Source organism: Paraburkholderia sediminicola (genome assembly GCF_046026895.1).
Taxonomy (GTDB): Bacteria; Pseudomonadota; Gammaproteobacteria; order Burkholderiales; family Burkholderiaceae; genus Paraburkholderia; species Paraburkholderia sediminicola_C.
Genome location: NZ_JAQQEU010000007.1, coordinates 191,596 through 203,266, shown reverse-complemented (window position 1 = coordinate 203,266; position 11,671 = coordinate 191,596). Strand labels below are relative to the sequence as shown.

Below are 11,671 nucleotides of genomic sequence, written 5' to 3'. Positions count from 1 at the left end.
CCCCCCCCCCCCCCGACGCCGTTTTCGCGCTTAACTCGCGCTCAAAGGCGTTAAATGACCACTACTACAAAGAAAACAGCCGAACGACTGATCAAGAAATATCCGAACCGTCGGCTCTACGATACTGAGACAAGCACGTACATCACGCTGACGGATGTCAAACAGCTCGTGCTCGATCAGGAGGATTTCAAGGTCATCGATGCGAAGAGCAACGAGGACCTGACGCGCGCCATCCTGTTGCAGATCATTCTCGAAGAGGAGAGCGGCGGCTTGCCGATGTTCTCGTCGTCGATGCTGTCGCAGATCATCCGTTTCTATGGCCATGCGATGCAGGGCATGATGGGCACCTATCTGGAAAAGAACATCCAGGCTTTCATCGACATCCAGGCGAAGCTCGCCGACCAGTCGAAGAATCTGTATGAAGGCAAGGCGATGAATCCGGAAGTCTGGTCGCAGTTCATGAACATGCAGGCCCCGATGATGCAGGGCATGATGACCAGCTATATCGAACAGTCGAAGAACATGTTCGTGCAGATGCAGGAGCAGATGCAGAACCAGGCGAAGTCGATGTTCGCCACGTTCCCGTTCACGCCCGGCGCCCCGGTCAATGCAGGCAACGCGCCTGGCGTGCCGCAAACGAATCCGGAGCCGGAGAAGAAGTAACGTCAGCAATCGCGCGAGCGGCGGCGCGGGCGCCGTCGTTATTGTCGTTGCCCCGATGACGAAGACCGGCTCCGATTGCGCAGGGCAACGGCGCGGCTGCGGGCGAGCGGCGCGGACCCGTAGGCTCGCGGCAGCTCTCGCCGCCCACATGCCCCGCTGCGCCAGGCAACGGGCGCACACCTCATCTCAGTTCACCGCACCGAGGTTCACCGCCCCCAGCGCGGTACAATCGCGACTTTCGCGCGCACAGCGCTTTGTCCCACTGCCGGATTAGCACGGCCCCTGAATGTCTGTAGTTCCTGTCGCAGCGCTCTCCACAGCCGCTATCGTCATCGCTCCACGCCGGACCCCACCTTATGCTGCAGATCATCTCCGTTATCGTGCCGACCCCTTCGACTTCGAAGGCCGGATGGGTGAGCCTCGCTTGACTGGCCGATCACATAACCGGATTTGCGCATGAGCCGGCTGTTTCTCGCCCCGATGGAAGGGCTGGCGGACTACGTGTTGCGCGACGTGCTGACCAGCACAGGCGGATTCGACGGCTGCGTGTCCGAGTTCGTCCGCGTGACGGGTTCGCTGCTGCCCGCGCGCGTCTACGAGAGAGAGGCGCCCGAAGTCCTCGACGCAAGCCGCACTCGCAGCGGCACGCCCATGGTGATCCAGCTGCTCGGCAGCGATCCCCAGTGGATGGCGCGCAATGCGAGGCAGGCGGCGGCGTTGTCGCCGTATGGGGTCGACCTGAACTTCGGCTGTCCCGCCAAGGTGGTCAATCAGCACGGCGGCGGAGCCATGCTGCTGGCCGACCCTGAACAACTGCACCGGATCGTTTGCGCGGTTCGCGCGGCGGTGCCGGCCGGCGTTGCCGTGACGGCGAAAATGCGCCTTGGCGTAGCCGACACCTCACTGGCGATCGATTGCGCGGTGGCGCTCGCGGAAGGCGGCGCGGCCTCGCTCGTCGTGCATGCGCGCACGCGCGATCATGGCTACCGGCCCCCGGCGCACTGGGAGTGGATCGCGCGTATCGACGACGCGGTGCACGTGCCGGTCATCGCAAACGGCGAAGTCTGGAGCGTGGCGGACTGGGAGCGGTGCCGGGCCGTCAGCGGCTGCGCGGACGTGATGATCGGACGCGGCGCCGTCTCGGATCCGTTCCTCGCGTTGCGAATCCGCGGACTGATGGACCCCACCCCATCTGCCGGCGAATGGCAGCGCGTGCTGCGCCAGATCGCCGGCTACCTGACGAAATTGCAGGCGCGCGCCTCATCCAGCCACGAGCATGGACGCGTCAAGAAGTGGCTGAGCTATCTGCAGCGGACCTGGCCGCAGGCGGCCGAATTGCATGCAGCGATTCGCCGGGTGCAGGATTCGCACGAAATTCTGCGGGTGATCGAGGCCGCGCTGGCATCCGGCGAATCCCTCCGAAGCCTGCGATCCGACGCCGTCGAACAGTGGGATACAGCCGAGGCCCCAGCCGGTTGAGGACTAAAATTCAAAGACTTACGAGCGGTGGCCGTGCCGAACCGCTACAATTCAAGGTTTAACGTCTTCAAGCGGTCCCTCATGTCTGACACCCCCACGATTGCCCCGATTGCCGCGCCGAAGGTCGGCTTCGTTTCGCTCGGCTGCCCGAAAGCCCTGGTCGATTCCGAACAGATCATCACCCAGTTGCGCGCCGAAGGCTACGAAATCTCCGGCACGTACGACGGCGCGGACCTCGTGGTCGTCAACACCTGCGGCTTCATCGACGAAGCCGTGCAGGAAAGCCTCGACGCGATCGGTGAGGCGCTCAACGAGAACGGCAAAGTGATCGTCACCGGCTGCCTCGGCGCGAAGAAGAGCGCGAGCGGCTCGGGGCTGATCGAAGAGGTGCATCCGAAGGTGCTGGCTGTGACCGGCCCGCACGCGGTGGGCGAAGTGATGCAGCATGTGCATTCGCATCTGCCCAAGCCGCACGATCCGTTCATCGATCTGGTGCCCGCGGCGGGCGTCAAGCTCACGCCGCGCCATTACGCGTACCTGAAGATTTCGGAAGGCTGCAACCATCGCTGCACGTTCTGCATCATCCCGTCGATGCGCGGCGACCTCGTGTCGCGTCCGGTCGCCGAAGTGATGCTGGAAGCGGAGAATCTGTTCAAGTCCGGCGTGAAGGAATTGCTGGTGATCTCGCAGGACACCAGCGCTTACGGCGTCGACGTCAAATATCGCACGGGCTTCTGGAACGGCAAGCCGATCAAGACGCGCATGACCGATCTGGTCGCGGCTCTCGGCGAACTCGCCGCGCAATACGGCGCGTGGGTGCGATTGCACTACGTGTATCCGTATCCGAGCGTCGACGAAGTGATCCCGATGATGGCCGAAGGGCCGTTCAAAGGTCACGTGTTGCCGTACCTCGACGTGCCGTTCCAGCACGCGCATCCCGAAGTGCTCAAGCGCATGAAGCGGCCGGCCAACGCGGAGAAGGTGATGGAGCGGGTGAAGGCATGGCGCGAGATGTGCCCTGATCTGACGATCCGCAGCACGTTCATCGCCGGCTTCCCGGGCGAGACCGAAGAGCAGTTCCAGACGCTGCTCGATTTCATCCGCGAGGCGCAGCTGGATCGGGTCGGCTGTTTTGCGTACTCGCCGGTCGAAGGCGCGAGCGCGAACGAACTCGACGGCGCGCTGCCCGATGAAGTGCGTGAAGAGCGCCGCGCCCGCTTCATGGAAGTGGCCGAGGAGGTGTCGGCCAAACGGATCGCGAAGAAGGTCGGCAAGACGCTGAAGGTGCTGGTCGACGAGATCAATGCCGACGGCGGCATTGGCCGCACTGCGGCGGATGCGCCGGAGATCGACGGCGTCGTGTATATCGCGCCGGCCATCAAAGCGTCGAAGCGCTACAAGGTCGGCGATTTCGTGTCGGTGAAGATCACCGGCGCAGACGGTCACGACCTGTGGGGCGAGGTCTGAGCGATGACCCTCAAGATGGCAGCCCGGCCTGAAGGCCGCCCCGCGGAAGGCCGCCCCGCGGATGGCCGCCGCGCCGCGATCCTCGCGCTCGGCGAGGCGATGATCGAATTCAACCAGTCCGGCAAAGATCAGCCGAACTACCTGCAAGGCTTCGGCGGCGACACGTCGAACTTCTGCGTCGCGGCGGCACGGCAGGGCGCGCGGACCGGCTTCGTATCGGCGGTCGGCGCGGATCATTTCGGGCGCCTGCTGATCGATCTGTGGGAACGCGAGCAGGTGGATACGTCGCTCGTGCGCGTCGATCCGGATGCGTCCACCGGCGTCTATTTCGTCTCGCATGGTCCCAACGGCCATGCGTTCGACTATCTGCGCGCGGGCTCCGCGGCGAGCCGCTATGCGCCGCGCGACCTGCCGCTCGACGCGATCGCCGCGGCCAAGGTCGTCCATCTGTCCGGAATCAGCCTCGCGATCAGCCTGAGCGCCTGCGATGCCGCGTTCGCAGCGATCGCGCATGCGCGCGCCAACGGCGTGCGCGTCAGCTTCGACACCAACTTGCGCCTGAAGCTGTGGCCGCTCGCGCGAGCCCGCGCAGTGATGCTCGAAGCGATCCGCCAGACCGACATCTGTCTGCCGAGCTGGGACGACGTCACCGGGCTCACCGGCCTGACCGGCCGTGACGAGATTGTCGACTTCCTGCTGTCGCACGGTCCGCGCGTGGTGGCGCTGAAACTCGGCAAGGAGGGCTCGTACATCGCGACACCCGGCGAGCGGCGCCTCGTGCCGGGCCACGTCGTCAATGCGGTCGATGCGACCGGCGCGGGCGACTGCTTTGGCGGCGCATTCATCGCGCGCATCGTCGCGGGCGACGATCCTTTTGCGGCGGCACGTTACGCGAACGTCGCCGCGGCGCTGTCCACGCAAGGCTACGGCGCGGTCGCGCCGATTCCTTCGCGCGCCACCGTCGAACAGCTGCTGGCGAGCTGACCGCCATGCGCCACGACGCGTGACCCGCCGAGGTAAGATCATCCTGGAGATTCTCAGAGACTGGAAAAGGAGCGAGCGATGCAACGGGACGTAGTGGTAGTAAGCGGTGTGCGTACGGCAATCGGCGGATTCGGCGGCAGTCTGAAGGACTTTGCGCCGACCGATCTCGGCGCGCGCGTGGTGCGCGAAGTGCTGGCGCGCGCCAGCGTGTCCGGCGACGAAGTCGGTCACGTGGTGTTCGGCAACGTGGTGCATACCGAGCCGAAGGACATGTACCTGGCCCGCGTGGCCGCGATCAACGGCGGCGTCGCGCAGCACACGCCCGCGTTGACCGTGAACCGGCTGTGCGGCTCGGGCCTGCAGGCGATCGTGTCGGCCGCGCAAAGCATCCTGCTCGGTGACGCCGACATCGCGATCGGCGGCGGCGCGGAAAACATGAGCCGCGCACCTTACTCGATGCCCGCCGCGCGCTTCGGTCAGCGCATGGGCGACGCGCGCCTCGTCGACATGATGGTGGGCGCGCTGAACGACCCGTTCCAGTCGATCCACATGGGCGTGACCGCCGAAAACGTCGCGCGCAAATACGACATCTCGCGCGAAGCGCAGGACGCCCTTGCGCTCGAATCGCATCGCCGCGCGGCCCACGCGATCACGAGCGGCTATTTCAAGGAACAGATCCTGCCGATCACGCTTGCGTCGAAGAAAGGCGAGCTCGTGTTCGACACCGACGAGCACGCGCGCATGAATGCATCGGCGGAAGACTTCTCGAAGCTCAAGCCGGTGTTCGCGAAGGAGAACGGCACGGTGACGGCCGGCAATGCGTCGGGCATCAACGACGCAGCCGCCGCGGTCGTGCTGATGGAGCGCAGCGTCGCCGACAAGCGCGGCATGAAGCCGCTCGCGCGGCTGGTGTCGTATGCGCATGCCGGCGTCGATCCGGCGTACATGGGCATCGGTCCCGTGCCGGCGACCCGCAAGGCGCTCGAACGGGCCGGCCTGACAGTGGCCGACCTCGACGTGATCGAGGCGAACGAGGCGTTCGCCGCGCAGGCCTGCGCGGTCAGCAAGGAGCTGGGCTTCGATCCGGCGAAGGTGAATCCGAACGGCTCGGGCATTTCGCTCGGTCACCCGATCGGCGCGACCGGCGCGCTGATCACGGTCAAGGCGCTGTACGAATTGCAGCGCGTCGGCGGCCGGTACGCGCTGGTCACGATGTGCATTGGCGGTGGGCAGGGCATTGCGGCGATCTTCGAGCGGATCTGACGCTCGGGGTGAACCCCCGGGGGAACTCGGGGTGAGCCGCCAGTAAGTATGTATCAGGCAATAAGGAAGAAACGGATGCGGGAATCGAAAGCGATGAAGGGCGCGGTGAAAGAGACACTGCAGCACTCGGCGGCGCAGCGCGGATGGGCAATCATCAGCGCGGCCGCGTTGCTGTGTGCCGGCACGGCGGCGTTGATGCCCGCGCCGGCCTGGGCGGAAAGCGATGCGGTCAAGGAACTGGCGGCGCCCCCGCCGATCCAGTTGCCGCTCAAGCCGAGCCCCGAGTTCGCGAAATTCCCGCGCTACGCCGGCATGCTGGGCAAGCGTCAGATCGTGCTGCGGCTCGGCGCGAAAACCGACGATCCGTCCGGCGTGCACGGCGAGTATCAGTTCACCGACAACGGCGAAGTAATCCTGATCGCCGGCGACCGCGACGGCGATACGCTCGAAGTCGAGGAGTCGAACGACGGCACCCACATCACCGGCAACTGGGTCGGCAAGTTCGCGGCCGACGGCTCGGTTGCGGGCGACCGCATGAACGTCGACGATTCCGATCCGCAGCCGTTCGACCTGAAGCCGCTCGCGGCGGGGCAGGCGGTGCCGCCGCCCGGCGCGCCGGCGGCCGCACAGGCTAGCCCGCCCACCCCAGCCGCCCCCGTGGCGGGACCGGCGCCGCAAACTTCGGCAAGCGGCCGTGCCGCTGCGCCGGCTGCGGCGGCTCCGGCCGGCGCGCACCCGGTGGGCGGCGTCAGCAACCTGCAAACCGGCGAATGAAGCCGTCGCCGCGTGAGCTGGCCGGCGCGCGCGCCGTCGGGCCTGTGCGATCCCGCTGACTCGTCTACTCTCGCGTAAGCGGCGCGCGCCGTCACCGTGTGACCGCCGCTTCCTTTTCGCTCTGTCAGTTCCTGTCTGCTTTCACAGAACTTCATCATGACCCAATCCAAACTCAAACGTGCTCTGCAAACCCGCACCGTGCGCGCCGAGGACCAGATCACACCGGGCTTCGAGTCGTTTTCGACACCGGTCACGCGCGCCTCGACGGTCGTGTTCCCCGATCTCGCCGCCATGCGCGCGCTCGACTGGAAAAACGACGCGCAATGGCGCTACGGCCTGCACGCCACGCCGACCTCGCTCGCGCTGGCGCAGCGCCTGGCCGCGATCGAGGGCGGCAATCATGCGTTGTTGCAGCCGTCGGGGCTGTCGTCGATTTCGAATGTGTACTTCGGCCTCGTCAAGGCAGGCGACGACGTGCTGATTCCCGATAACGTGTACTCGCCGAATCGCGATCATGGCGACTGGCTGGCGCGCGATTTCGGCATCACGGTGCGCTACTACGACCCGATGATCGGCGCGGGCATCGCCGATCTGATCCAGCCGAACACGCGCCTCATCTGGATCGAGGCGCCCGGCTCGGTGACGATGGAAGTGGCCGACGTGCCCGCCATCACGGCGGCGGCGCGCGCGCGCAAAGTCGTCACGGCGATCGACAACACGTGGTCCGCGGGGCTCGCGTTCCGGCCGTTCGACCACGGCGTCGACATCTCGGTGCAGGCGCTGACCAAATATCAGTCGGGCGGCGGCGACGTGCTGATGGGCGCGACGATCACGGTCGAGCGCGAACTGCATCTGAAGCTGAAGGCGGCGCGCATGCGCATGGGGATCGGCGTTTCTTCGGACGACTGCTCGCTGATTCTGCGCAGCTTGCCGTCCATGCAGCTGCGTTTCGCGCAACACGACCGCGCGGCGCTCGGATTGGCCACGTGGCTGAAGAGCCGTCCGGAAATCGCCGCGGTGTTGCACCCGGCATTCGCCGACTGTCCGGGCCACGAGTTTTTCAAGCGCGACTTCACGGGGGCGGGCGGGCTGTTTTCGGTCGTGTTCGACGGCCGCTACAGCGCGGCGCAGATCGACACGTTTTGCGAATCGCTCGAACTCTTTTCGCTCGGCTGGAGCTGGGGCGGCGCGCACAGCCTCGCCATGCCGTACGACGTGGCGTCGATGCGCACCGCGGGGCAGTGGCCGCATCGCGGCACGCTGGTGCGGTTTTATATCGGCCTCGAAGAAGAGGCCGATCTGCGCGCGGATATCGAGCAGAGCCTCGCCGCGCTCGCCTGAACCCTCTGAGCCTCATTCGTTACGACGATGAGCCGGCCCATCGGGATGTGTTCCCGGTGGGCTTTTTTTTGTCCCGATAGCCAGTAAGCCTAACCATTCGGCTGAATGGCCGAAGCCCGATCTCGACGCTACGATCGTGCGCATTCCGCCTCAGGGCTGCCGCACGAAGGTGAGCTTCGATGAATCTTTTCTTCTGGATGTTGCTGAATCTTGGCGTGCCGATCATCGGCCCGATCTTCACGCTTGCGCTCGTCGCGCCAGCGCACGGGTGGCGCGTCGCGAAGGCGTTGATCGCTGCGTCGGTGAAAGACGGCCAGCTGTTCTGGTGTGCTAGCGGGCTATGCGCTTGCGCCCCTTATGAAGTGGTGGCGGCGTTGGAGCGGGGCGGTCGCGAGGTGCCGATTCTCGCGTTTTGCATGGTTGGACTGTGCGTCATGGGGTTCGTCTGTTCCGTCCTCGTGATGCTGGGATCGGTGAACGCATATCGCGACCGGATTGGCAAAGGCGTTCGCGAGGGAAACCCGCCAGTCAACGTCTATGCGTTCTCGCGTATCGAAGTCGGCTTGTCCGTTTTGCTTACGCTCATTGCCGCCACTCTGTTTGCATTCGTACACGTGCACTTTTCCTGATTTATTAGATAGTGCGGCATTTATACTGGTCTTTTCAAAGGAGGCGTTGATGAAAAAGTTATCTCTCTATCTGGCATCCGACGAAATTTACCCGCGTGTCTTGAAGTGGTCCGGCATTGTTGTCAGTGTCTATGCAATTTTTCTGTTTGTAGTAATCCTGATCGACAGTCTAAAGAGATAACGCGTCGTCGCCGGCGCCGGGGCGCCGCTCAAGCGGCCCCACGCATCAAAACAGACCTACCCGGGCGCCGCCTCACCCGTCATCCGGGCTTCGCGTCGGCCTCAGAACAACCGCAGCAGGCCGTCCAGTCCCACATGGTTGAACGCCACGCTGGCCGCTTCGCGCACCACCGGCTTCGCGCGGAATGCAACGGAGAGTCCCGCTGCGGCCATCATCTTCAGGTCGTTCGAGCCGTCGCCCATTGCAATCGCGCGAGTCGGCTCAATACCTAGCGTGGCGCATGTTTCGCGCAGCGTGCGCGCTTTCACGTCCGCGTTGACGATCTCGCCGATCACGTTGCCGGTCAGCTTGCCATCCACGATTTCGAGCGTGTTCGCCCGCGTGAAATCAAGACCCAGGCGCGCCTTCAGTTTCTCGGTAAAGAACGTGAATCCGCCGGACACCAGCAGCGTTTTCAATCCTGCTTCTTTCGCGCCGGCCAGCATCCGTTCCGCGCCTGGCGAGAGTTGCAGCCGCTCTTCGTAAACACGTTCGAGTGCGCTTGCGTCAAGACCCTTGAGCAGCGCCACGCGGCGCGTCAGGCTTTCGTTGAAATCCTTGATCTCGCCGCGCATCGCCGCTTCCGTGATCGCGGCCACTTCCGTTTTCAACCCGCAGAAGTCGGCGATCTCGTCGATGCATTCGATCGTGATCAGCGTCGAGTCCATGTCCATCGCGACGAGGCCGAAGTCACGCAGCTGCCGGCCGGGCTCGATAAACGCGTAGTCCAGTTGGTGAGTGCCGCAATAGACCTCCAGGTCGGCGCGCTGCGCGAGGTTCGCGCCGGCGATACGCAGTGCATGCGCGTCGATCATGGTGGCGTGCGAACCGCGTGCGAGCGCGACGAGCGTTTTGTGGTGGTCGGCGCTAAGGGGCGCGGGGCTTTGAATGACGAGGTTCATGGACGACGCAGTGACGCTGGAAAGATGAAGCGCGCGGCGCGCGCGGAAAATCCCGCTATTGTATCGGGTCTGCGCGATGCACCGCCGCGCTGCGAGCTGGTGCGCGCGAGCGTATCGTGCAATCCTGCAAGGCCCGGTTCATACTGGCGCTTCCAGTCGTGTCTCGCAGCCACTGCGCTTTTCGATCGCGTCACGCGCAACGCACAGCGGGTCCGACAGGAAACGCACCGCACGAGTAAAAACGCCGCGCACGAGGCGGATACAAACACATACAAGGTCGCACCCAACGCGCACCCACGGAGACAAAGCATGACCCCGGCGACCGCCATCGACGCATCTCTGCTTGCCCGCGACTTCGATCTGCGCCACCTGAGCCCCGCGTTCTACGCCGATCCGTATCCTGTCTACCATGCGCTGCGCGCCTACGAACCCATCAAGCGCATGCCTGACGGCTCGCTGTTTCTGACCCGCTATCGCGACGTGCAGGCGGTCTACCGCGACCCGAAAGCCTTCAGCTCTGACAAGACGGTCGAATTCAAGCCGAAATACGGCGACTCGCCGCTCTACGCGCATCACACGACGAGTCTGGTATTCAACGATCCGCCGCGCCACACGAGGGTGCGCAAACTGATCGCCGGCGCGCTCACGGCGCGTGCCATTTCGGCGATGGAGCCGGGTCTGGTGCGCCTCGTCGACGGGCTGCTCGACGCGGCGGCCGAGCGTGGCCGCATCGACCTGATCGGCGAGTTCGCGGCCGCGATACCTGTCGAGATCATCGGCAATCTGCTCGACGTGCCGCATGGCGAGCGCGAGCCGCTGCGCGACTGGTCGCTCGCGATACTCGGTGCGCTCGAGCCGTCGCTGACCGGTGCGCAACTCGAACGGGGCAATCGCGCGGTGAGCGAATTCATCGACTATCTGCGCGGTCTGGTCGCGCGACGCCGCCGCCAGCCCGGCGATCCGCAGCACGACGTGCTGACGCGGCTGATTCAGGGCGAGGCAGGGGGCGAACAGTTGTCGGAAGCGGAGCTGTTGCAAAACTGCATTTTCATTCTGAACGCCGGGCACGAGACGACCACCAACCTGATCGGCAACGGTCTCGTTACGCTCGCTGGCTGGCCCGAGCAGCGCGCCGCGTTGCTGCGCGAACCGTCGCTGATCGAGCCGGCGGTCGAGGAGTGTTTGCGCTTCGAGAGCTCGAACCAGCTCGGCAACCGCATGGCGACCGTCGACACCGAGATCGGCGGCGTTGCAATCGCGCGCGGCACGCCGCTCACGCTGTGCATCGGCGCGGCCAACCGCGACCCGGAACAGTTTCCGGAGCCGGACCGCTTCGAGATTCGCCGTGCTCCGAATCGGCATCTCGCGTTCGGCTTCGGGATTCATCAGTGCGCGGGGCTGTCGCTCGCGCGGCTCGAAGCGCGTATCGCGATGGGTCGTTTCGTGCAGCGTTTTCCGGCTTATCGCCTTTATGGCGAGCCGACGCGCGGCCCACGCGCGCGCTTTCGCGGCTTCGCGGCGGTGCCGCTCGAACTGGAGCCACTGCCCGGGAAAGCCGCATAAGAAGCCGGATAACAAGCAGCAAGCAGCAAGCAGCAAGCAGCAAGCAGCAAGCAGCAAGCAGCAAGCAGCAAGCAGCAAGCAGCAAGCAGCAAGCAGCAAGCAGCAAGCAGCAAGCAACAAGCAACAAGCAACAAGCAACAAGCAACAAGCAACAAGCAACAAGCAACAAGCAACAAGCAACAAGCAACAAGCAACAAGCCGGATAGCAGCAAGCCGGACAACAAGCCGGACAACAAGCCGGACAACAAGCCGGACAACAAGCCGGACAACAAGCCGCTAGCCCCGCACGCCGTAGCTTTTGCCGACCTGTCGCAAGACTTACAGCCCCGGCCGTTGACCGCACGCACCGCGCCGCGCGGCGGCACAGGCCTGAAAACCGTGGCACG

The 11,671-nt window shown here is 64.8% G+C and carries 10 protein-coding genes; 9 read left to right on the top strand and 1 reads right to left on the bottom strand.

The genetic code is table 11. From position 1 onward, the window contains the following. The first annotated feature begins 54 nt into the window (after window positions 1–54). The 8 genes from phaR to PQR02_RS07805 all read left to right on the top strand — a co-directional run bounded on the left by phaR (window position 55) and on the right by PQR02_RS07805 (window position 8,600). Window positions 55–663, top strand: a complete 609-nt coding sequence (gene phaR, locus PQR02_RS07840; protein ID WP_408227916.1) for a polyhydroxyalkanoate synthesis repressor PhaR — start codon at window positions 55–57, stop codon at window positions 661–663. A 456-nt stretch (window positions 664–1,119) separates the two neighbouring features. Next, window positions 1,120–2,142: a tRNA dihydrouridine synthase gene (locus PQR02_RS07835; protein ID WP_408227911.1), complete on the top strand. Its 1,023-nt coding sequence runs from the start codon at window positions 1,120–1,122 to the stop codon at window positions 2,140–2,142. An 81-nt stretch (window positions 2,143–2,223) separates the two neighbouring features. Then, window positions 2,224–3,609 (top strand): 30S ribosomal protein S12 methylthiotransferase RimO, encoded by a 1,386-nt coding sequence (gene rimO, locus PQR02_RS07830; RefSeq protein WP_408227908.1) that lies wholly within the window; start codon window positions 2,224–2,226, stop codon window positions 3,607–3,609. Window positions 3,610–3,624: 15 nt separating this feature from the next. Next, window positions 3,625–4,593, top strand: a complete 969-nt coding sequence (locus tag PQR02_RS07825) for a sugar kinase (protein ID WP_408227931.1) — start codon at window positions 3,625–3,627, stop codon at window positions 4,591–4,593. 78 nt (window positions 4,594–4,671) lie between these two features. Beyond that, the gene (gene bktB / locus PQR02_RS07820; protein ID WP_408227905.1) at window positions 4,672–5,856 is read left to right on the top strand and encodes a beta-ketothiolase BktB; all 1,185 of its coding nucleotides are present in this window, start codon (window positions 4,672–4,674) and stop codon (window positions 5,854–5,856) included. A 75-nt stretch (window positions 5,857–5,931) separates the two neighbouring features. Beyond that, complete coding sequence (locus PQR02_RS07815; RefSeq protein ID WP_408227902.1) at window positions 5,932–6,630, top strand: hypothetical protein; 699 nt, start codon at window positions 5,932–5,934, stop codon at window positions 6,628–6,630. Window positions 6,631–6,786: 156 nt separating this feature from the next. After that, window positions 6,787–7,971 (top strand): cystathionine beta-lyase, encoded by a 1,185-nt coding sequence (locus tag PQR02_RS07810; protein ID WP_408227899.1) that lies wholly within the window; start codon window positions 6,787–6,789, stop codon window positions 7,969–7,971. 179 nt (window positions 7,972–8,150) lie between these two features. After that, window positions 8,151–8,600 carry a hypothetical protein gene (locus tag PQR02_RS07805; RefSeq protein WP_408227896.1) on the top strand — a complete coding sequence of 150 codons (450 nt, stop codon included), beginning with the start codon at window positions 8,151–8,153 and terminating at the stop codon, window positions 8,598–8,600. A gap of 282 nt (window positions 8,601–8,882) precedes the next feature. Here the strand turns inward: PQR02_RS07805 and serB are convergent, their stop codons facing one another. Beyond that, window positions 8,883–9,722, bottom strand: a complete 840-nt coding sequence (gene serB, locus PQR02_RS07800; protein ID WP_408227893.1) for a phosphoserine phosphatase SerB — start codon at window positions 9,720–9,722, stop codon at window positions 8,883–8,885. A gap of 309 nt (window positions 9,723–10,031) precedes the next feature. On the opposite strand from serB, the gene PQR02_RS07795 reads away from it, so the two are divergent. Next, a complete protein-coding gene (locus PQR02_RS07795) occupies window positions 10,032–11,285 on the top strand; it encodes a cytochrome P450 (RefSeq protein WP_408227890.1) in 1,254 nt (417 codons plus the stop codon). Window positions 11,286–11,671 lie beyond the last annotated feature (386 nt).